Annotated in this window: 16 protein-coding genes and 2 tRNA genes; 14 read left to right on the forward strand and 4 right to left on the reverse strand. The window is 64.0% G+C overall.

The features are described 5' to 3' along the window. Positions 1–13 precede the first annotated feature (13 nt). The 4 genes from hflK to D7325_RS14780 all read left to right on the forward strand — a co-directional run bounded on the left by hflK (position 14) and on the right by D7325_RS14780 (position 4856). On the forward strand, positions 14–1195 hold the full coding sequence (gene hflK / locus D7325_RS14765) for an FtsH protease activity modulator HflK (protein WP_120996919.1): 1182 nt from the start codon (positions 14–16) through the stop codon (positions 1193–1195). Beyond that, a complete protein-coding gene (gene hflC, locus D7325_RS14770) occupies positions 1195–2061 on the forward strand; it encodes a protease modulator HflC (RefSeq protein WP_120996921.1) in 867 nt (288 codons plus the stop codon). The genes hflK and hflC overlap by 1 nt, the downstream gene beginning before the upstream one ends. Before the next feature lie 234 nt (positions 2062–2295). Beyond that, positions 2296–3486 carry an ATP phosphoribosyltransferase regulatory subunit gene (locus tag D7325_RS14775; protein ID WP_120996923.1) on the forward strand — a complete coding sequence of 397 codons (1191 nt, stop codon included), beginning with the start codon at positions 2296–2298 and terminating at the stop codon, positions 3484–3486. A 77-nt stretch (positions 3487–3563) separates the two neighbouring features. Then, on the forward strand, positions 3564–4856 hold the full coding sequence (locus D7325_RS14780; RefSeq protein WP_120996925.1) for an adenylosuccinate synthase: 1293 nt from the start codon (positions 3564–3566) through the stop codon (positions 4854–4856). A 207-nt stretch (positions 4857–5063) separates the two neighbouring features. On the opposite strand, the gene D7325_RS14785 is transcribed toward D7325_RS14780, so the two are convergent. Together D7325_RS14785 and D7325_RS14790 are read right to left on the reverse strand one after the other, a co-directional pair. Next, positions 5064–5150, reverse strand: a tRNA-Leu gene (locus D7325_RS14785). Between the two features lie 86 nt (positions 5151–5236). After that, positions 5237–5323, reverse strand: a tRNA-Leu gene (locus tag D7325_RS14790). A gap of 193 nt (positions 5324–5516) precedes the next feature. Between D7325_RS14790 and rnr the strand changes: the two genes are divergently transcribed. The 10 genes from rnr (at position 5517) to D7325_RS14840 (ending at position 18360) form a co-directional block, all read left to right on the forward strand. Continuing rightward, positions 5517–8003 carry a ribonuclease R gene (gene rnr, locus D7325_RS14795; RefSeq protein ID WP_120996927.1) on the forward strand — a complete coding sequence of 829 codons (2487 nt, stop codon included), beginning with the start codon at positions 5517–5519 and terminating at the stop codon, positions 8001–8003. Next, on the forward strand, positions 8000–8758 hold the full coding sequence (gene rlmB / locus D7325_RS14800; RefSeq protein ID WP_120996929.1) for a 23S rRNA (guanosine(2251)-2'-O)-methyltransferase RlmB: 759 nt from the start codon (positions 8000–8002) through the stop codon (positions 8756–8758). The genes rnr and rlmB overlap by 4 nt, the downstream gene beginning before the upstream one ends. Before the next feature lie 150 nt (positions 8759–8908). Continuing rightward, complete coding sequence (locus D7325_RS14805; RefSeq protein ID WP_120996931.1) at positions 8909–11077, forward strand: PAS domain-containing protein; 2169 nt, start codon at positions 8909–8911, stop codon at positions 11075–11077. Positions 11078–11237: 160 nt separating this feature from the next. Beyond that, positions 11238–11657, forward strand: a complete 420-nt coding sequence (rpsF, locus tag D7325_RS14810; RefSeq protein ID WP_120996933.1) for a 30S ribosomal protein S6 — start codon at positions 11238–11240, stop codon at positions 11655–11657. 28 nt (positions 11658–11685) lie between these two features. Continuing rightward, positions 11686–11916: a 30S ribosomal protein S18 gene (gene rpsR / locus D7325_RS14815; RefSeq protein WP_012699436.1), complete on the forward strand. Its 231-nt coding sequence runs from the start codon at positions 11686–11688 to the stop codon at positions 11914–11916. 35 nt (positions 11917–11951) lie between these two features. Continuing rightward, positions 11952–12845 (forward strand): hypothetical protein, encoded by an 894-nt coding sequence (locus D7325_RS14820; RefSeq protein WP_120996935.1) that lies wholly within the window; start codon positions 11952–11954, stop codon positions 12843–12845. A 22-nt stretch (positions 12846–12867) separates the two neighbouring features. After that, positions 12868–13314 (forward strand): 50S ribosomal protein L9, encoded by a 447-nt coding sequence (gene rplI / locus D7325_RS14825; protein WP_120996937.1) that lies wholly within the window; start codon positions 12868–12870, stop codon positions 13312–13314. Between the two features lie 134 nt (positions 13315–13448). Next, positions 13449–14843: a replicative DNA helicase gene (gene dnaB / locus D7325_RS14830; RefSeq protein ID WP_120996939.1), complete on the forward strand. Its 1395-nt coding sequence runs from the start codon at positions 13449–13451 to the stop codon at positions 14841–14843. A gap of 75 nt (positions 14844–14918) precedes the next feature. Continuing rightward, on the forward strand, positions 14919–15995 hold the full coding sequence (gene alr / locus D7325_RS14835; protein ID WP_120996941.1) for an alanine racemase: 1077 nt from the start codon (positions 14919–14921) through the stop codon (positions 15993–15995). Positions 15996–16098: 103 nt separating this feature from the next. After that, on the forward strand, positions 16099–18360 hold the full coding sequence (locus D7325_RS14840) for a YgiQ family radical SAM protein (RefSeq protein ID WP_120996943.1): 2262 nt from the start codon (positions 16099–16101) through the stop codon (positions 18358–18360). On the opposite strand, the gene D7325_RS14845 is transcribed toward D7325_RS14840, so the two are convergent. Both D7325_RS14845 and D7325_RS14850 read right to left on the reverse strand, forming a co-directional pair. Then, positions 18357–20339 (reverse strand): methyl-accepting chemotaxis protein, encoded by a 1983-nt coding sequence (locus tag D7325_RS14845; RefSeq protein ID WP_120996945.1) that lies wholly within the window; start codon positions 20337–20339, stop codon positions 18357–18359. The genes D7325_RS14840 and D7325_RS14845 overlap by 4 nt on opposite strands. Before the next feature lie 83 nt (positions 20340–20422). After that, complete coding sequence (locus D7325_RS14850; protein ID WP_120996947.1) at positions 20423–22018, reverse strand: response regulator; 1596 nt, start codon at positions 22016–22018, stop codon at positions 20423–20425. Positions 22019–22122: the final 104 nt, after the last annotated feature.

A 22122-nucleotide genomic window follows, 5' to 3' on the forward strand; every position in this document is an offset into this window, starting at 1 on the left:
AATGGAGAGCGCTATGGCTTGGAACGAGCCGGGTGGCAACTCGAACAACCAGGACCCCTGGGGTAGTGGTGGCGGTGGGCGTCGTGGTGGTGATCGCCAGGGGCCGCCTGATCTCGATGAAGCCTTTCGAAAGCTGCAGGACAGCCTCAATGGCATGTTCGGCGGCAAGAAGCGCGGCGGCTCCGGCGGCGCGGGTGGAAGCGGCGACGGCCGTCGTGGCGGTTTCGCCATGCTGGCGATCGGTCTGGTGGTGCTGGTGGCCTTCTGGCTGTACAGCGCCGTCTACGTGGTCGATGAGCAGGAGCAGGCCGTCGTGCTGCGCCTGGGCGAGTACCACGAGACGGTTGGTCCGGGCCTGAATATCTACTTCCCGCCGATCGACAAGAAATTCCAGGAAAACGTCACCCGGGAGCGCTCCTACACCAAGCAGGGGCAGATGCTGACCGAAGACGAAAACATCATCGAAGTGCCGCTGACCGTCCAGTACAAGATCAGTGACCTGCGCTCGTTCGTGCTCAATGTCGATCAGCCCGAGGTCAGCCTCCAGCACGCCACGGACAGCGCGGTTCGCCACGTCGTTGGCTCCATGTCCATGGATCAGGTGCTGACGGAGGGGCGCGAGGTCATGGCGGCCGAGGTCAAGGATCGTCTGCAACGATTCCTCGACGATTACGGCACGGGCATCACCGTCACGCAGGTCAACCTGCAGAGCGCGTCGGCGCCGCAGGAAGTCCAGGAAGCGTTCGATGATGTGATTCGCGCGCGCGAGGACGAACAGCGCCTGAAGAACCAGGCCGAGTCCTATGCCAACGCCGTGATTCCCGAGGCCCGGGGTCAGGCCCAGCGCATGCTGGAAGAGGCGAGCGGGTATCGCGATGCGGTGATCGCCCGCGCCGAGGGTGAGTCGGATCGTTTCTCCAAGCTGCTGACCGAATATCAGCAGGCGCCGGAAGTGACGCGCAAGCGGCTGTATCTCGAAACCATGCAGGATGTCATGAGCAATACCAGCAAGGTTCTGGTCACCGGTGATGCCGGACAGAACAACCTGTTGTACCTGCCGCTGGACAAGATGGTCGGCGAGCGGAACAACCGCACGTCCGGCTCGCAGACGGCGGTCCCGACGGATACGACGACCGACGCACCGCCGGCAATCGACATGAACAGCCAGGATCCGCGCACAAGGGGGACCCGCTAATGAGCAACAAGTCCCTGGTGGCGCTGATTGTCGGCGTCATCCTTGCGGTGGTGCTGTGGAACAGCTTCTACATCGTTTCCGAGACCGAGCGTGCGGTTCTGCTGCGCTTCGGGCGGATCGTGGACCCGGACGTGCAGCCGGGCCTGCATATGAAAATTCCCTACGTCAACAGCGTCCGCAAGTTCGATGCACGGCTCATGACGCTCGATTCGCCGACGTCCCGCTTCCTCACGCTCGAGAAAAAGGCGCTGATGGTCGACGCCTATGCAAAATGGCGCGTCGACAATGCCGAGCGCTATTACACGGCGACCTCCGGTATGAAGCAGATCGCCGACGAGCGGCTTTCGCGCCGTCTCGAAGCGGCGCTACGCGACCAGTTCGGCAAGCGGACGCTGCATGAAGCCGTTTCGGGCCAACGCGACGAGCTCATGGCTCAGGTCGCCGAAAGCCTGAACCAGGATGCGCAGCGTGAGCTTGGCATCGAGGTGGTCGACGTGCGGGTCAAGGCTATCGACCTGCCGCGCGAAGTGAACCGCAGCGTGTTCGAACGGATGAGCTCGGAGCGTGAGCGCGAGGCGCGCGAGCATCGTGCCAAGGGCAAGGAGCTGGCTGAGGGTATCCGTGCGGATGCGGATCGTCAGAGTCGCGTGATCCTGGCTGAAGCCTTCCGTGAAGCGGAAGAGCTCCGCGGCGAGGGTGATGCCCGTGCTGCCGCCATCTATGCCGAGGCCTACGAGCGCGACCCTGAGTTCTATGCGTTCCATCGGAGTCTGCAGGCGTATCGCGAGAGCTTCGCGGACAAGCAGGACGTTCTGGTGCTCGATCCGGAAAGCGAGTTCTTCCGGTTCCTGGAGGAATCCAAGTAGCACCCGCGCGGGCGGACGAGCGATCGTCCGCCCGCGGCTCCGGCGGTGCGGGTGACCGTCCGGGAAAACATTGCTATGATCCGGCCAGCCGGGGTTGCCCGGCTTTTTTGCGTCTAGGGCTTTGTCGTCCGAAGACGGATAGTGGCGCGCTGACGCGTCGATCATGAATGGTTTAGGCGACTCGTTTGCTGCGCGCGGCTAGGCGATGCGACAGGCGAGGCGAGAGGTAGGCGGATGGCAACGGTAGAGCGCTGGCTACTGCCAGACGGTATCGAAGAAGTGCTTCCCCCCGAGGCGGAGCGCATCGAGCAAGCCCGACGGAGCGTGCTGGATCTGTTTCGGCGGTGGGGTTACGAGCTGGTCATCACGCCGCATGCCGAATTCCTCGACTCGTTGCTGACCGGCACCGGCCAGGAACTCGACCTCAAGACCTTCAAGGTCGTCGATCCGCTGTCCGGACGTCAGATGGGATTGCGTGCGGACATCACGCCGCAGGTCGCTCGCATCGACGCGCATACGCTGAGACGCCAGGGGCCAAGTCGGCTCTGTTACGCAGGCAGCGTTCTGCACGCCAAGCCGCGTTCGCTGGCGACCTCGCGCAGCCCTATCCAGTTGGGCGCCGAGTTGTATGGCGATTCAAGCGCGTCCAGCGACATCGAAGTGATCTGCCTCATGCTGGAAACGCTGGAGCTGGCCGGTGTGGAGCAGGTCCACATGGATCTGGGCCACGTCGGCGTCTATCGAGGGTTGGCGCAGGCCGCTGGTCTTGCTGGAGAGGCTGAGCAACGGCTGTTCGATGCCTTGCAGCGCAAGGCGGTCGAGGAAGTCGCCGTGCTTACGGAGTCTCTCGATGCTTCCATCGCCAGTCTGATACGAGCGCTGGCCCGGCTGTGCGGTGGGCGCGAAGTATTGGACGAGGCGGCACAGCTTTTCGCCGAAGCACCTGATGCGGTGCGTGATGCACTGGCATCGCTGATCACGATCGCCGACACGCTGGCGGTGCGCTATCCCTCGCTGCCGCTTTATTTCGATCTCGCGGAATTGCGCGGCTACCACTATCACACCGGTGTTGTGTTCGCGGCGTTCGTCCCTGGCATGGGCGATGCGATCGCCCAAGGTGGGCGTTACGATGATGTCGGCGCGGCGTTCGGCCGGGCGCGCCCGGCGACCGGCTTTTCCACCGATCTGAAATCGCTCGTCGCCTATGGCGAGTCGATGGCTCAGCCGAGTGCCGGTGGCGTATGGGCGCCAGCCGATCCAGCTGACAGCGCTCTGTGGGGCTCGATCACCGAGTTGCGCGGCCGCGGTGTGCGCGTGGTCCAGGCGCTTGGCGATCAGTCCGTGGCGTGTGCCGGCGCGGCTGGTTGCGACCACCAGCTCGTTCGCGTCGAAGGCGCATGGCAAGTTGTGCCGTTGAGCGCTTGAATCGCTGACTTACCGTTTTGAATCCACCGATTTTTCGCCGGTCTTGACCGGCCTGCTTCGCCGAAGAGGACATGGTTATGGGTAAGAATGTCGTGGTCCTGGGCACCCAATGGGGTGACGAGGGCAAGGGCAAGATCGTCGATCTGCTGACCGACCAGGCGGCAGCTGTCGTGCGCTACCAAGGCGGACACAATGCTGGTCACACCTTGGTCATCGACGGGGAAAAGACGGTTCTTCACCTCATTCCGTCCGGCATTCTGCGTGACAACGTCCAATGCCTCATCGGCAATGGCGTCGTGGTGGCACCCGATGCCTTGATGAAGGAAATCACCAAGCTCGAGGAGAAGGGCGTCCCGGTCCGCGAGCGCCTGCGGATCAGTCCCGCTTGCACATTGATCCTTCCCTATCACGTCGCGCTCGATCAGGCGCGCGAAGCCGCACGATCGGAAGGCAAGATCGGCACGACAGGGCGTGGCATCGGGCCGGCGTACGAGGACAAGGTGGCGCGCCGCGGCTTGCGGATCGGCGATCTGTTCAAGCCTGAGCGCTTTGCCAGCAAATTGCGCGAGCTGCTCGAGCTGCATAACTTCGTTCTGCAGCATTTCTACAAGGTGGAACCGGTCGATTACCAGAAGACGCTCGATGAGGCGCTTGGCTATGCCGAGATCCTGCGGCCGATGGTCATGGACGTCACCGCTCGGCTGCACGAGCTGCGCAAGCAGGGCGCTTACATCATGTTCGAAGGCGCCCAGGGTTCTCTGCTGGACATCGATCACGGAACCTACCCCTATGTAACCAGCTCCAGCACGACGGCTGGCGGCACGGCTACCGGTTCCGGCTTTGGTCCGTTGTACCTGGACTATGTCCTGGGTATTACCAAGGCCTATACCACGCGAGTCGGTTCCGGGCCGTTCCCGACCGAGCTGTTCGACGATACGGGTGCGTTTCTCGCCAAGCGGGGGCACGAATTCGGGTCGACAACGGGGCGCGCCCGTCGCTGTGGCTGGTTCGATGCAGTGATTCTGCGGCGCGCCATCGAGATCAACAGCATCTCGGGTCTGTGCCTGACGAAGCTGGACGTGCTCGATGGGCTGGAAACCGTGCGGCTTTGTGTGGGCTATCGCAACGAATCCGGTGACGTTATCGAGGCGCCGACGGATGCCGATAGCTACGATGGTCTGGAGCCGATCTACGAAGAAATGCCTGGCTGGAGCGAATCGACGGTGGGTGCCAAGAGCCTGGACGAGCTTCCCGCTGCGGCCCGCGCCTATATCAAGCGCATCGAAGAACTGGTTGGTGCGCCGATCGATATCATTTCGACCGGGCCGGATCGCATCGAAACCATCGTTCTGCGGCATCCTTACGCCTGAACCGGTACGAACGCCAAGGCCGCTCTCAGGAGCGGCTTTTTTTCATGAGGGCGTCCGGCCGATTGCCGTGTAATTTGATTGGTGCGCAAGGAGAGGGTGGTGCGAAGGCTTTGGATGCGCTGAGCTGCGCCTCGGATCCGACCGCCAGCGAGGCGCCGGGCGTCAGGCAATAAAAAAGCCGAGCATCGGCTCGGCTTTTTTGAAGAGTGGTGCCCAGGAGAAGACTCGAACTTCCACGGTGTTGCCACCGCTAGGACCTGAACCTAGTGCGTCTACCAATTCCGCCACCTGGGCACATGTCGCAATGATCGCTCACTGCTGCCTGTTGGACCGTTGCCGGTCGAAGCTGGCAAGCTTCGTCAATAACGTAACAACTGAAGTGGTGCCCAGGAGAAGACTCGAACTTCCACGGTGTTGCCACCGCTAGGACCTGAACCTAGTGCGTCTACCAATTCCGCCACCTGGGCACGTGTAACGTCAGTGCTGCTACGCTACCGTGTACAACGTCCACCGGACATTGTGGCCGCGAACTATAAGGTCGGGTCCGGGGCTTGTAAACCCCTGATGGCGAAAAATAATTCAGCGAAAGGTGCCGCTCGCGCACGATTCGCGCTTCAATACGCCGCCTGTATTCAACGAACCAAAAGGTGACACTCCTTAATGGCTGATTGGCAGTCGCTCGATCCCGAAGCCGCCCGTGAAGCGGAAAAATACGAAAACCCCATTCCCAGTCGCGAGCTGATCCTTCAGCACCTTGGGGATCGAGGTTCTCCGGCCAATCGTGAACAGCTGATCGAGGAGTTCGGTCTGGCTTCGGAGGAGCAGATCGAGGCGTTGCGCCGTCGGCTCCGTGCGATGGAACGTGATGGTCAGCTCATCTACACCCGGCGCGGTACCTACGCCCCCGTGGATAAGCTCGATCTGGTCCGCGGCCGCATCAGCGGTCACCGGGACGGGTTCGGCTTTCTCATTCCGGACGATGGCAGCGATGACCTGTTCCTGAGCCCTGCGCAAATGCGGCTGGTTTTCGATGGCGACGTATGCCTGGCACGTGTCGCCGGACTCGATCGCCGCGGGCGACGCGAGGGCGCGATCGTCGAAGTGCTCAGCCGGGCTCACGAGTCGATCGTCGGGCGTTACTACGAAGAGAGCGGCGTCGGGTTCGTCGTGGTGGACAATCCGAAGATTCAGCAAGAGGTGCTTGTCACGCCGGGCCGGGCGATGGATGCCAAGCCGGGGCAGTTCGTGGAAATCCGCATCACCCATTGGCCGACTCCGCGCTTCCAGCCGCAAGGCGACATCGTCGAAGTGATCGGCAACTACATGGCGCCGGGCATGGAGATCGACGTGGCCTTGCGCAGCTTCGACATTCCCCACGTGTGGCCGGATGCAGTGCTGACCGAAGCCGGAAAGCTCCGGGCCGAGGTAGAAGAAAAGGACAAGGCACGCCGCGTCGACCTGCGCGACCTGCCCTTCGTGACGATCGATGGCGAGGATGCGCGCGATTTCGACGACGCGGTGTACTGCGAGAAGCTGGGCGGTTGGCAGCGGCTCACCGGTGGCTTCCGGCTGTTGGTCGCCATCGCTGACGTGTCGCATTACGTCACGATCGGGTCGGCGCTCGATGACGAGGCACGCAGCCGTGGCAACTCGGTCTATTTCCCGGAGCGCGTCGTTCCCATGCTGCCCGAAGCGCTGTCGAACGGCTTGTGCTCCCTCAATCCGCACGTCGATCGGCTGGCGATGGTCTGCGAAGTCATTCTGTCCAAGAACGGGCAGATGACCGACTACAAGTTCTACGAAGCGGTGATCCATTCGCACGCGCGCCTGACCTACAACAAGGTCAGCAGCATGCTGGAGCAGCCTCGTTCCACCGAGGGTCGGCAGTTGCGTGAAGCGAATGCCCCCGTGATGGATAACCTCAAGCAGCTGTATGCGCTGTTCAAGGTGCTGCTCAAGGCGCGGCACGCCCGTGGCGCAATCGATTTCGAAACCCAGGAAACCCGCATCGTCTTCGGCAACGATCGCAAGATCGCCGAAATTCGACCGACCCAGCGTAACGATGCGCATCGCTTGATCGAGGAGTGCATGCTGTGCGCGAACGTCGCGACCGCGCGCTTCCTTCAGGATCACGATATCCCGGGCCTTTACCGCGTACACGACGGTCCTCCGCCGGAGCGGCTGGAGAAACTCAGCGCGTTCCTGGCAGAGCTCGGGCTCCGATTGCACAAGGGCAAGGAAGGCCCGACGCCGAAGGATTACCAGCGATTGCTGGAAGGCATCCGCGAGCGGCCGGACTTTCACCTGATCCAGACCGTCATGCTGCGTTCGCTCAGCCAGGCGGTGTACAGCGCCGACAATCAGGGCCATTTCGGCCTCAATTACGAGGCGTACACCCACTTCACGTCGCCCATCCGCCGCTACCCGGATCTGCTGGTGCACCGCGCGATCCGGAGCGTCATCCGCTCCAAGCGAACGACCGAACACGTCGAGCGTGCGGGTGCGGCCCCGATGGCCAAAGCACGTATCTATCCGTACGACGAAGCCGCGCTCGAACAACTGGGCGAGCATTGCTCGATGACCGAGCGCCGCGCTGACGAGGCGACACGCGACGTCGTCAACTGGCTCAAGTGCGAATTCATGAAAGACCGCGTCGGGGAAACCTTTCCCGGTGTGATCACGGCCGTTACCGGCTTCGGCATTTTCGTCGAGCTGACCGACATCTATGTCGAGGGGCTCGTTCACGTCACCGCGATGCCGGGCGACTATTACCACTTCGATCCGCTCCATCATCGGCTTACCGGCGAGCGTTCCGGGCGCAGCTTCCGGCTGGGCGATAGCGTCGAGGTGCGGGTGATGCGCGTCGATCTCGATGAGCGCAAGATCGATTACGAGCTCAGCAGCCGCGATCCCGGCGATTCCAGCCGCGAGCCGACGAGCAGGGCGCGGAACGCCGGCCGTGCGGACGGCAAGGCGACGACCGAGCGCGCGAATGACGAGCACCGCAAAAGCCGGGAAATGAAGAAGGCCCTGCTGGGCGAGGCGAAAAAGGCGACGAATGCCAAGGCCGGCAGCCGCAGCAAGCGAGGCGGCGCGCCGGGCGCCACGGAGCCGTCGAAACCGCGCAAGCGCAAGGCCAAGCCATGAGCCAGTTGGAGAAGGTGTTCGGCTTTCATGCGATCGAGGCGCTGCTGCATCACCATCCCAAGCGGGTAAAGCAGATATGGCTGGCTGAAGGCCGAGCGGACCCGCGCGCGCAGACACTGCTCGAACTCGCCGAGCGGGGTCGCATCCCGGTGGGGCAGATCGACCGCCGCGAGCTGGACGCTTCGGTCGAAGGCGTTCATCAAGGGGTGGTGGCAGAGGTCAGCCCGAGCCAGGTATGGGGCGAGGCGATGCTCGACGAATTGCTCGACCGAGCCGATGAGCCGCCGCTTCTGCTCGTGCTCGATGGCGTGACCGACCCGCACAACCTCGGTGCCTGCCTGCGTACCGCGGATGCAGCAGGCGCGCTGGCGGTGATCGTGCCGAAGGACAAGTCGGCGACGCTGAACGCGACGGTTCGCAAGGTCGCCTGCGGGGCGGCGGAAGTCATGCCGCTGGTCGCGGTGACGAACCTGGTGCGCACGCTGGAGAAGCTGCAACAGCGCGGCGTCTGGGTCGTCGGAACGGCCGGCGAAGCGTCGAAGGCGCTCTACGACCACGACCTGACCGGCCCGCTGGCGATCGTGATGGGGGCCGAAGGGAAAGGCATGCGGCGGCTGACGCGCGAGCGCTGCGATTTCCTCGCCAGCCTGCCGATGGGCGGAAGCGTCAGTAGCCTGAACGTATCCGTTGCGAGCGGGGTATGCCTGTTCGAGGCCCGTCGGCAGCGAATCGTGAACCTCGCACGCAACGCCTGAGCGTCGGGCTGGGCCGGGCCGGCGAACGGACTTGCCACCGGATGGTCAATGGCCATCCGGGTTCGACACATTAATAGCGCGGCGGTCGATCCGCCGACCGATGTTCCGGCATGGCCTGACCGAGGCGGCTGGGCATCCCATGGAGGTTTCATGCAACGCCCGTCGTTCGAGAGTCTGTTCAGGCTTTCTCCAAACGCCTATGTGCTTCTCGATCGCGAGCTGCGCATCCTCGATGCCAATGAGGCCTACCTTCGGTTGACGGGGCGGGCGCTGGACGAAATCCGCGGACATCGCCTGCACGAGGCCTTCCCCGCCGACCCGGCCTCTCCCGACTCCACCCGGGTCGATGAGTTGCTCGATTCGTTTGAGCGGGTGTTGTCGCGGCGGACGGTCGATACCCTGCCGGTGATCCGCTATTCGATCCGCCGTGATCTGCCGGAGGGAACCCTCTACGAGGATCGCTACTGGAGCGCCACCCACACGCCCGTCCTCGACGAGCACGGCGATGTCACCGCCATTCTCCAGCACACGGTGGATATCACCGAGTTGCACGCGATGAAGCAGGCGGCGCGCCAGGCGGGAGCTGGCGAGCAGCCCTTGCAGCAGATCGAGGAAGGGTTGCTGTCGCGGGCGCGCCTCTGGCAGGACGAGGGCAAGCACCTGCGCCGATTGTTTGCCCAGGCGCCGGGGTTCGTCTGCTTCCTTCGTGGACCGGAGCATGTGTTCGAGCTGGTCAACGAGGCTTACCAGCAGCTCACGGGCTTTCGCCAGTTGATCGGCAAGCGCGTCCGGGAAGGCATGCCGGAGGTCGAGGGCCAGGTTTTTCTCGATCTGCTCGACGATGTCTACCGTACGGGCCGGCCATACGTCGGTCGTCGAATGCGCCTGATGGTTCAGCAGCAGGCTGGCCAGCAGTTGCAGGAGGTGTTCGTCGACTTCGTCTACCAGCCGATCTTCGACGAGCAAGGGCAGGTGATCGGCATCTTCGTTCAGGGGCACGACGTTTCCGAGCAGGTGCGTAGCCAGCAGCAGCTTGCCGCCTATCAGGAGCATCTCGAGGCGCTCGTCGAGGAGCGGACCCGCGAGCTTCGCAAGAGCGAGGCCGAACGCCGGACGGCCGAAGCTGCGCTGCTACAGGCGCAGAAGCTCGAGGCGGTGGGCAAGCTTACCGGCGGGATCGCGCATGACTTCAACAACATGCTGCAGGTCATCGGCGGCAATCTGCAGTTGCTTCGGCGCAGCCTGACCGGCGATGAAACGGCCTTGCGCCGGCTCGATTCGGCGGTCGGTGGCGTCGACAAGGGCGCCCGCATGGCGTCTCAGCTGCTCGCCTTCGCCAGCCGACAGCGGTTGCAGCCGCAGGCTGTGCGCCTCGACGAGCTGGTCGAGCGGCTGCTGGAACTGCTCGATAGCTCGCTCGGGCAACGCATCGAGGTGCGCCTGGACATGGCTGATTCGCTGTGGCCGGTGTTCGCCGATGTCGGCAATCTCGAGGCGATGCTGCTCAACCTCGCCGTCAACGGACGCGATGCGATGGAAGGGCAAGGCTGCCTGACCATCCGTCTGGAGAATCGCGTGCTGTCGCCTGAGGCTGCCCGCGCGCACCCCGGTATCGAACCCGGCGATTTCGTGACGCTGGACGTGCGCGATGAGGGGAGCGGGATGACGCCCGAGGTACAGGCGCGAGCATTCGAACCCTTCTTTACCACCAAGCGCCATCTGAATGCGTCGGGTCTTGGCTTGAGCATGGTGTATGGGTTCGTGCGGCAAAGTGGCGGTTTCATCACCCTGACGAGCGAGCCAGGGCAGGGGACTTCCGTGTGCGTGCATCTTCCCCGGTATCGGGACGAATCGGTTGCGCTAGTGGTTGACCGGGAGGAGCGCACCGAAGCGAAGCCGCAGGCATCGACTACGGAAAACACGATCAAGGAGGCGGCGATGAACGTCGGGTCGGCTGGGTTGAAGGTGCTGTTCGTCGAGGACGATCCGACGCTTCGCATGCTCACCGGCGAGGTGATCGCCGAGCTGGGTCACGGGGTCACGCTGAGCGAATCGGCCGAGGAGGCACTGAGCCGGCTGGATGATCAGACGTTCGACGTGCTGTTCACGGACGTCGGCCTGGTCGGCATGAGCGGGATCGATCTCGTTCGCCAGGCCAAGGCGCGCTATCCGCGGCTGGCCGTGGTGATCGCCTCGGGCTACATCGTCGAGGCGGAGCAGGTCGGTGTGGACTCGTTGCAGACCATGCTCAAGCCCTATGACATCAACCGTGTGCGCGACGTGCTGAATGCCATCGCGCAGACGCGACGTGGCAACTGAGCGGGCGTGTTCGGCTGATCAAATAATCGCCAGTTCCCTTGCACCCATCAGGCGCCTTCTCTAGAATTGCGCGCCTTGTCCGGAGCCGGGCAAGCCAACGAATCACATTCACTCCTTGCCTGACCGCTCGTCGGCAGGCTGCAACCCGTAAGGAGCATCTATGCGTCATTACGAAATCATTTTTCTGGTTCACCCTGACCAGAGCGAACAGGTCGGCGGCATGGTGGAGCGTTACACCAAGCTGATCGAAGAAGACGGCGGCAAGATCCACCGTCTGGAAGACTGGGGCCGTCGTCAGCTGGCATACGCCATCAACAACGTGCACAAGGCGCACTACGTGATGATGAACGTCGAGTGCACTGGCAAGGCACTGGCCGAGCTGGAAGACAACTTCCGCTACAACGACGCTGTCATCCGTAACCTGGTCATCCGTCGCGACGAAGCCGTCACCGGCCAGTCCGAAATGCTCAAGGCCGAGGAAAACCGCAGCGAGCGCCGCGAGCGCCGTGATCGCCCAGAAGGTGCCGACAATGCCGGCAACGATGGCGAGAGCAGCGACAAAGACAACGCTGACGAGTAATCCACGGTTTTATTGAGGAGCCTGACACATGGCACGTTTTTTCCGTCGTCGTAAGTTCTGCCGCTTCACCGCCGAAGGCGTGAAGGAAATCGACTTCAAGGATCTCAACACCCTGAAGGCCTATATCTCGGAAACCGGCAAGATCGTTCCGAGCCGTATCACCGGCACCAAGGCGCGTTACCAGCGTCAGCTGGCGACCGCTATCAAGCGCGCCCGCTACCTGGCCCTGCTGCCTTATACCGATAGCCACGGTCGTTGAGTCGGATCGGTCGACAGAGCTGAAGGATAGATCGCATGCGTTCGCTGGCTGAGTTCATCATGCGCGGCCGCATGCAAGCCACCCTGGTGGTGGCAGGTTCGGCGGCATTGCCGCTGCTGTTCTGGCTGAGTGCAGCCGCCGGCAGTCTGGTCGTGCTCCGACGTGGGTTGAGCGATGCGGCAGGTGTGCTCGCATGGGCGGCGTTACCGGCGGTGGCCTGGTGGTACTTCGGTGATCCCAGGGTCTTGATGGTTCTGGGTGGATCCTTGGCGCTGGCCGTCGTGCTGCGCAGCCAGGCGTCCTGGCGTTGGGTCTTGCTAGGTAGCGTGGTGCTGGGACTGGTGTATGCCTGGGTATTGGGCATTGCATTCGGTGAACCGATCCGCGCGCTGGCCGATGAGTTGCGCAAGGTCTTGCCGGGCGCCTTGTCGGAGGCGTACCAGCAGTTGTCGGCGGACGAGCAGGAGCGCCTGGGTGCGCTGCTCGCACCGGTACTGACCGGGCTTCTGGCGGCGCTGATGCAGATCGTCACGCTGTTGTGCCTGATGCTGGGGCGCTACTGGCAGGCGGCACTGTACAACCCGGGCGGTTTCGGTCACGAGTTCCGGGCGTTGCGTTTTACGCCGCTGGTGGCCAGTGGGCTCCTGTTGTGCATGTTGCTGGGGCCTAGCCTGGGTGTCGGGGTCGCAGTGCTGACGCCGCTGTGCAGCGTCCCGTTGGTCTTTGCCGCGCTGGCGCTGATGCACGGCCTGGTCGAGCAGAAGCGGCTTGGTCGGTTCTGGCTCGTTGGGCTCTACGTCGGGCTGCTGTTGTTCATGCAGTTGATCTATCCGTTTTTGGTCGTCGTGGCTCTTGTCGACAGTCTGTTTGATTTCCGTGGTCGCGCTCCGCGCAAGCCTGGAGCGGGACCTGCGGACGGTGAAGGTTAAAAAGTTAAGAGGTAAGACTCGAATGGAAGTCATCCTGCTGGAAAAGATCGCCAACCTGGGCAACCTGGGCGACAAAGTGAACGTAAAGTCCGGTTACGGACGTAACTACCTGCTGCCGCAGGGCAAGGCAACCGCAGCGACCCCGGCCAACATCGCCGAGTTCGAAGCCCGCCGCGCCGAGCTGGAGAAGGCCGCCGCCGAGAAGCGCGCTTCCGCCGAATCCCGCGCTGCCCAGCTGTCCGAGCTGGAAGTCACCATCACCGCTACCGCGGGCGATGAGGGCAAGCTGTTCGGTTCCATCGGTACCGGTGACATCGCCGACGCACTGACCGCCTCTGGCGTCGAAGTCGCGAAGAGCGAAGTGCGCCTGCCCAATGGCACCATTCGCCAGACCGGCGAATACGACATCGCTGTGCACCTGCACACCGATGTCGAGGCGACCGTCAAGCTGATCGTCGTCGCGGCCTAAGCCGACCAGGGCCTTGCCTGAGAGGGCGAGGCCTGCACCGCCTGGCAGCAGGGCTGTCGCGTGGTTAACATCGGGCACGTTTCTGCTTCGGCAGACGTGCCCGTTGTCTTTTCGAGGTTTGGAATTCGACTGCCATGAACGATATCAGCCTGCCTGAACAGTACGATCTGGAGACCGCCGCGCTCAAGGTGCCGCCGCATTCGATCGAAGCCGAGCAGGCGGTGCTGGGCGGTCTGATGCTCGATAACAACGCCTGGGAGCGCGTGCTGGACCAGGTGTCCGATGGCGACTTCTATCGTCACGACCATCGCCTGATCTTTCGCGCCATCTTCAAGCTGGCCGAGCGCAACATGCCGTTCGATGTGGTGACCCTGTCCGAGCAGCTCGACAAGGAGGGGCATCTGTCCCAGGTCGGCGGGCTGGCCTATCTGGGCGAGCTGGCGAAGAACACGCCCTCGGTCGCCAACATCAAGGCCTATGCGCAGATCATCCGCGAGCGCGCAACGCTGCGTCAGCTCATCGGCATCAGCAACGAGATCGCCGACAGCGCCTACTCGCCGCAAGGCCGGACAGGCGAGGAAATTCTCGACGAAGCGGAGCGGATGATCTTCCAGATCGCCGAAGCGCGCCCGAAGACCGGCGGCCCGGTGGGCATCAACGATATTCTCGTCAAGACCATCGACCGCATCGATACGCTGTTCAATACCAACGAAGGGCTGACCGGCGTGTCGACGGGGTTCGCCGATCTCGACGACAAGACCAGCGGCCTGCAGCCGGCCGACCTGGTCATCGTTGCGGGCCGCCCCTCGATGGGCAAGACGACCTTCGCCATGAACCTCGTGGAGAACGTCGCCTTGCGCAGCGACAAGGTGGTACTGGTCTACTCGCTCGAGATGCCGGCCGATTCGATCGTGATGCGTATGCTGTCTTCGCTCGGGCGGATCGACCAGACCAAGGTGCGTTCGGGCAAGCTCGACGACGACGACTGGCCGCGCCTGACCTCGGCCGTCAACCTGCTCAACGAGCGCAAGCTCTTCATCGACGATACCGCCGGCATCAGTCCGTCGGAAATGCGCGCCCGTACCCGGCGTCTGGCGCGCGAGCACGGCGAGATCGCCCTGATCATGGTCGATTACCTGCAGTTGATGCAGATCCCCGGCTCGAGTGGCGACAACCGTACCAACGAGATTTCCGAGATCTCCCGCTCCCTCAAGGCGCTGGCCAAGGAGTTCAACTGCCCGGTGGTGGCGCTGTCGCAGCTCAACCGATCGCTCGAGCAGCGCCCGAACAAGCGCCCGGTCAACTCCGACCTTCGCGAATCGGGCGCGATCGAGCAGGACGCCGACATCATCATGTTCGTCTACCGGGACGAGGTGTATCACCCGGAAACCGAGCACAAGGGCGTGGCGGAAATCATCATCGGCAAGCAGCGTAACGGTCCGATCGGCACCGTTCGGTTGGCATTCATCGGCAAATACACCCGCTTCGACAACCTGGCACCGGGTAGCTACCAATTCGACGACGAGTAAGGCGATCCGCAGTGGCTGCCAGGCCCGGGCGGCGGGAGTACCATGCCGCTTTCCAGGTCAGCCGAAGGAACCCCCATGCGCCCGCTCGTCGCCACCGTCGATCTCGCCGCCCTGCGGCACAACTACCAACTGGCACGCCAATGCGGTCCGGGCCGGCAGGCGTTCGCGGTGGTCAAGGCCAATGCCTACGGGCATGGGGTGGCACGGGTGGTCGAAACGCTGAAGCCGCTGGCCGACGGTTTCGCGGTAGCCAGCCTCGAGGAAGCGCTGCAGGTCCGGGACGTCGCGCCGCACGCCCGCCTCCTGCTGCTCGAGGGTTGCTTCGAGCCGGATGAGTATGCGCTGGCAGCCCAGCATGGCCTGGATGTGGCGGTGCAGGGCGACGAGCAGGCGCACTGGCTTCTCGCCGCGAAGCTCGATCGACCGCTGAATGTCTGGCTCAAGCTCGATTCGGGCATGCATCGCCTCGGCATGGACGCCTCGTCCGTCCGGCGTTGGCATGCTCGCCTGGCCGAGGCGGAACAGGTGGCCGAGCTGAATCTGATGAGTCACTTCGCCTGTGCCGACGAGCGCGGCCATTGGCTGAACGATCGACAGCTCGAATGCTTTGCCAGCCTCGTCGACCTACCATTCACGCACCGCTCCCTCGCCAATTCGGCCGCCACCCTGACGCTGCCGGCGGCGCATCAGGACTGGCTGCGTCCCGGCATCATGCTGTACGGCGCAAGCCCCTTTGCCGAGCTCAGCGCCGAGACGCTGGGGCTGCGCCCGGTGATGACGCTGACCTCGCGGATCATCGCCGTGCGCGAGCTGGCGCCCGGTGAAACGGTGGGCTACGGGGCGACCTGGCGTTCGGAGCGCAAGGCGCGCATCGGCACCGTCGCCTGCGGTTATGCCGACGGTTATCCGCGCACCGCGCCGGTGGGCACAGAGGTGGTCGTGCGGGGGCGGCGCGTGCCGCTGGCCGGGCGCGTGTCGATGGACATGCTGGCCGTGGACCTGACCGACCTGCCGGAAGCGGGCATGGGTGACGAAGTCGAGCTGTGGGGCGCGCAGGTCACGATCGACGAGCTCGCCCAGGCGTGCGGGACCATCGGCTATGAGCTGCTGACCAAGGTCACCGCGCGCGTGCCGCGTCACTACCGGTCATAGCGAGCACCGGCGACGGTCGTCGCCGAGGGCGGCTGCCTGGCGCTTTGCTGATCATTTTTTGTGCTATTCTCCGCGGCCTTTTCTTCGCTCGCCCGGATTCGCCATGCCTGCCGCCAAGCCGCTGTTCGATTATCCCAAGTACTGGGCCGAATGCTTCGGGCCGGCGCCGTTCCTGCCGATGAGTCGGGAGGAGATGGATCAGCTCGGCTGGGATTCGTGCGACATCATCATCGTCACCGGCGATGCCTACGTCGATCATCCGTCCTTCGGCATGGCCATCATCGGGCGGCTGCTCGAGGCCCAGGGTTTTCGCGTCGGTATCATCGCGCAGCCGAACTGGCGCTCGAAGGATGACTTCATGAAGCTCGGCGAGCCGAACCTGTTCTTCGGCATCGCGGCCGGCAACATGGACTCGATGATCAACCGCTACACCGCCGACCGTAAGATCCGTTCGGACGATGCGTACACGGCCGGCGGAATCGCGGGCCAGCGCCCGGACCGCGCCAGCCTCGTTTACAGCCAGCGCTGCAAGGAGGCCTACAGCCAGGTGCCAATCATTCTTGGCGGCATCGAGGCCTCGCTGCGTCGCATCGCCCACTACGACTATTGGTCCGACAAAGTGCGCCGCTCGATCCTGATGGATGCCACCGCCGACCTGCTGTTGTACGGCAATGCCGAGCGGGCGGTCGTCGAGATCGCGCAGCGCCTCGCGGCCGGCGAGTCGGTCAGCACCATCACCGATGTCCGGGGCACGGCGTTCATCCGTCGGGATACGCCGGAAGGCTGGTTCGAGATCGACTCCTCGCGGATCGACCGTCCGGGCAAGGTCGACAAGATCATCAATCCCTACGTGAACACGCGCGATCTCGAGGCCTGTGCGCTGGAAAACGGCCAGCCCGCCGAGGACCCCAACGAGGCCCGTCCGGTCGAATTGTTGCCGCACCCGACGATCGAGCGGGACCGTACGGTCATTCGCCTGCCCTCGTTCGAGAAGGTTCGCAATGACCCGGTGCTCTATGCGCACGCCAATCGGGTGCTGCATCTGGAAACCAATCCGGGCAATGCGCGGGCACTGGTGCAGAAACACGATGGCCTGGACGTATGGCTGAACCCGCCGCCGATCCCGCTGACCACCGAGGAAATGGACTACGTGTTCGCCGCGCCTTATGCCCGCGTGCCGCACCCGTCCTATGCCGGCGCGAAAATCCCGGCCTACGAGATGATCCGCTTCTCGGTGAACATCATGCGAGGGTGCTTCGGCGGCTGTACCTTCTGCTCGATCACCGAGCACGAGGGGCGAATCATCCAGAACCGTTCGCACGAATCGATCCTCAATGAGATCGAGGAAATGAAGAAGGTGCCCGGCTTTACCGGGGTGGTGTCCGACCTTGGCGGGCCGACCGCCAACATGTACCGGCTGGCCTGCAAGAGCCACGAGATCGAGCGGCATTGCCGCAAGCCGTCCTGCGTGTTCCCGGGCATCTGCGAGAACCTCGACACCGACCACAGCTCGCTGATCGCGCTGTACCGCAAGGCGCGCGAACTGCCTGGCGTTAAGAAAATCCTCATCGCTTCCGGGCTGCGCTATGACCTCGCGGTGGAGTCGCCCGAATACGTGCGCGAACTGGTGACCCACCATGTCGGCGGCTACCTGAAGATCGCACCGGAACACACCGAAGCCGGCCCCTTGTCGAAGATGATGAAGCCGGGCATCGGCGCCTACGACCGCTTCAAGCAGATGTTCGAGAAGTTCTCGAAGGAAGCGGGCAAGGAGCAGTATCTGATTCCTTACTTCATCGCGGCGCACCCGGGCACGACGGACGAAGACATGATGAACCTGGCGCTCTGGCTCAAGCGCAACGGCTTCCGCGCCGATCAGGTTCAGGCCTTCTATCCCTCGCCGATGGCGAGCGCGACGGCCATGTACCACTCCGGGAAGAATCCGCTGCGCAAGGTGACCTACAAGAGCGACGGCGTCACCATCGTCAAGAGCGAGGCGCAGCGCCGTTTGCACAAGGCCTTCCTGCGCTACCACGATCCGAAGAACTGGCCGTTGCTGCGCGAAGCGCTGAAGGATATGGGGCGTGCCGATCTCATCGGCAACGGCAAGCATCAGCTCATCCCGACGTATCAGCCGGCTACCGACGAGTACCAGAGCGCGCGGCGCAAGAACTCCACGCCGGCGGGCAGCAAGAAGGCTGGCAAGCCGCTACTGACCCAGCACACCGGCCTGCCGCCGCGTAGCCAGGACGGCAATCCCTGGGACAAGCGGGAGCAGGCCAAGGCGGCCGCCCAGGCGCGTCGCAAGGCGGCTGGCAACGGCAAGCCCAAGGGTCGCCAGCGGCCGGAGCCGATGCCCCGCTAAGCCGCGCTGTCGGTTCGTTCGAGCTTGAAGTCGGCGCTCGCCGCATCGAGCTCGCGCGCCAGGCTCAGCAGGCGCTCGCCTTCGGCTCGGCTGAGGGCGATATGGCCGAGGTTGGCCTCTCCCAAACGATGGATTCGCTCCCCGTGGTCGCGGATTTCCGCAGTGGCCAGATGCTGTTGAGCCGTCGCCGCGGCGATCTGTTCGGCCCGCTCGCCGATCGCCGACATGGCGGCGACGATTCCATCCAGCGCACCGCTGGCGCCCTTGGCCGAGTCCGCGGTGGCACGCGCGTGATCGACCTGGCTGCGCATGGCCTCGACCGATTGCCGCGCAGTGCCCTGTAGACGGCTGATCACCGCATCGATCTCATCGGTTGCGCTGCTCGAGCGCTTGGCAAGCGTGCGTACTTCCTCGGCGACGACCGCGAATCCCAGCCCGTGTGTGCCGGCCCGCGCGGCTTCGATCGCCGCGTTCAAGGCCAACAGGTTGGTCTGTTCGGCAATCGAGCGAATGATCGAGAGCACGCTGCCGATCGTTTCGCTCTCTTTGGCCAGGTGTTCGATCGCCTGGGCGTTGAGCTGCACTTCCTCCACCAGGTTCTTCAGCCCGTTCAGGCTCTGCTCGATGACATCCTGGCCGGTCGCTACGGCCTGCCTGGCATCGCGGCTCGCTGCGGCCGTTTGCGAGGCGCCGGTCGCTACCTGCTCGATGGTGGCCTCCAGCTCGACGAGCGAATCGCGAATCTGTGCGGTGTCGTCAGCCTGGCGCTGCGCGCCGTCCTGGAGGTGGCCGTTGAGATCGGCGAGCGTTCGGCTGCTGGTAGAGACGCGGTTCGCATGATCGCCGAGCGTGCCGATCAGCCCATGAAGGAAGCCATGCAGACGATTCAACGATTCCTCGATGGTTCGAAGCTCGTCGATGCTGGCGCTGGCGTCGATGGGGCGGCTGAAATCGCCGCCGGCCCAGGCGGTCAGGGCCGGCACCAGTTGGCCGAGCTGCCGGGTCAGGCGCCCCTGCAGGCGGTCGGCCAGCAGCGCGATCAGGACGATCGCCAGGATCATGGCGACCTGCAGCTGCCTTACCTCGGTCTGGATGTCGTGGTAGGCGGTTCGCACCGCAGGCTCCAGGCGGGCGAGGGCTGCCTGGAGGGTGGCGACCCTGTGCTCGGTTTCCTGAACGAGGGCGGCGCGTCGTTCGATCAGCTCGCGGGTCCGCGTCAGCTCGTTCGGATAGCGGGCGATCAGCGCGGTGAGTTCTCGCTTGGGCGCAGTCGTCCGGTCTTCCAGGTCGCGTTCGCTGGTTTGCGATTCCAGCCCCATCATCGCGGCGAAGTTGCCGGCGCCGCTGGGACCGCTGTCGATCGCCCCGAGCAGCGGCAACGCCTGTGCCGCGCTGATCCGCTTGTCGAGCGCGGCGACCTGTTCCTGGACGTCGTCGCGCAGGGTGTCGCGACCGGTCGAGACGTACTTGGCGCGGGCATGGCTCAGGCGCAGTAGTCGGTCCGAGATCGCCAGCAGCGGGGCATGATAGGGCTGTCCGGCTGTGCCGGCGGCGCTGGCGTCCTCGGCCAGCCGAGCGATCGCCGCCGCCATGTCGCGTTCGGCCTGGAGCACGAGGGCCTGCGGGTCCCCGGCGAGCTTGCCCACCGCGAGCAGCTCATCGGTGACGAAATCGTTCAGGGCGCGTAACGCTGTGCCGAGTTCCTGGGACAGGGTCGGTGGCAGTCCGGCGACTTGCTGCTCGAACGCGGCCAGCCCCTCGACGGCCGCACGATGACGGACCGCATCGCCCGAGGCGAGATAGCCTTGGATGGGCGCCGCGACGTCTTCACGAAACTGCTGAGACAGTTCGAGTACCTGAAAGACCAGGCGATAGGGCTGGGACAATGCGCGTTCGGACCACCACAACGCCGCGCCGAGGGCGAGGCAGATGCCGAGCAGCAGGGCGGTGTTCAGGGTAGTCAGGCTTCGCAAGCGCATGGGGGCTGGCTCCGGCATCAGGTGGAGCGCAGACGTTATGGCACTTTGATGTCATCCATGTGACGGGGATCGCAGCGCGTCCGCTAGAACAGCTCGACGCGATTGCGGCCGCCATGCTTGGCGCGATAGAGCGCTTCGTCGGCCTGTTGCGTCAGAACTTTCACGTCGGTTCCGGGCGCCAGTTCGGCAATGCCGCAACTGAAGGTGCACGATAGATCGCGCGGTTTGGCCGGGTAGTGAATCTCGGCGAAGCGTCGGCGAATTTCATCGAGCACGTCGCCTGCCGCGCGGGCGTCGGTATCGGGCAGCACCACGGCGAACTCCTCGCCACCGTAGCGGCCGATCTGGTCGGTCTTGCGCAGGCGCTGCTTGAGGAACAGCGCCAGGCTCTTGATCACGCGGTCGCCCATGGGGTGGCCGTATTCGTCATTGACGCGCTTGAAGTGGTCGATGTCGAGCATCGCGAAACTCAGTGGCTGGCCTTCGCGTCGCGTGCGAAAGCTGGCGTCTTCGAGCAGCTGCAGCGTATGGGTGTGGTTATACAGACCGGTCAGGCTGTCGCGGACGATGCGCGCCTTGAGGTTGCGCGCGCGGCTGGCGCGGGTGCGGACCGTGGCAATCAGGTGTCGGGTCTTGATGGGTTTGGTGAGGAAGTCGTCGCCACCTTCGCTCATCGCATCGATCTGCTTGTCGATGTCGTCCTCGGCGGAGAGGTAGATGATCGGCACGCTGACGTAGCGCTCATGCTGGCGAATCACCTTGGCCAGCTCGGTCCCGACGCAATCGGGCATGTACATGTCGAGGATGATCAGGTCGGGCTGGAACTCCGACAGCGTGGCCATCGCCTCGAAGGGCTCGAGCAGCGTGCGGGTGATGATGCCGGCGCTGTTGAGCACGCGTTCGGTGTGGGTGGCCTGCGCGCGCGAATCGTCGATGATCAGCACCCGGTACGGGTCATTGTGTGCTGAGCGGGTCAGGTCTTCGATCTTCTCCAGCAGGGAGGAGGCATCGACGCTGCCAGTGAAGAATTCCAGGCCGCCGGCGCGTACCGCGGCGAGGCGGGTCGGCGTGTCCCGCTCGTCATGGCTGAAGAACAGCACCGGCAGCTTCTGTTCCAGTCCCTGCTGGGCATGTTCGATCAGGCGTACGCCCAGGTCGGGTCCGCTGAAATCGACGTCCATGAGAATGGCAGCGGGGTGTCGCTCGCGCATGGCGGCGGCGAACTGGTCGGCGTCGGCGTGGACCTGCGCGGCGACGCCGAAGAATTCCAGCTGCTGGCTCAGGCGGCTCGCACGTTCGCTATCGCTGAGCGCGAGGTAGACGGGTTTTCGAAGCGGCGGCAGAAACAGCTGCTCGAGCGGGTCGCCATGGCGCAGACCTGTGCGTCCAAGCCGATGCATGAGCTGGCTGAGCGAGACGATGGTGTCGCTGGACAGCCGTCCGCGATTGTCCTCGATGTCCGTCAGGCAGTCCTCGATCTGACCCGCCAGGCGGCTGTGCTCGGTCTGGTCGAAACGCTCGGCCGAGCGGCGCAGACGGGCGGTCGCGTCCTGCAAGGCGGCCATGCCGGCAGGCTCCCACTCGCCACGCTGCAGCCGCTGCCAAACTTCAAGCACCTCGCGCGCCTGATGGATCACGCGCTGCGCGAAATGCTGCTTGAGGGTTTCTTGACCTGACATAGGATTCTCGGCGCCTTCGGACGGGCGAGTAGGTGGCTCAATGCTATCACGATGCCAAGGGAAGTCTGCCAGCCACGCCTGGCGATCGGCGCTGAGCATACTCC

This window comes from Stutzerimonas urumqiensis, from assembly GCF_003640395.1.
GTDB lineage: Bacteria > Pseudomonadota > Gammaproteobacteria > Pseudomonadales > Pseudomonadaceae > Stutzerimonas > Stutzerimonas urumqiensis.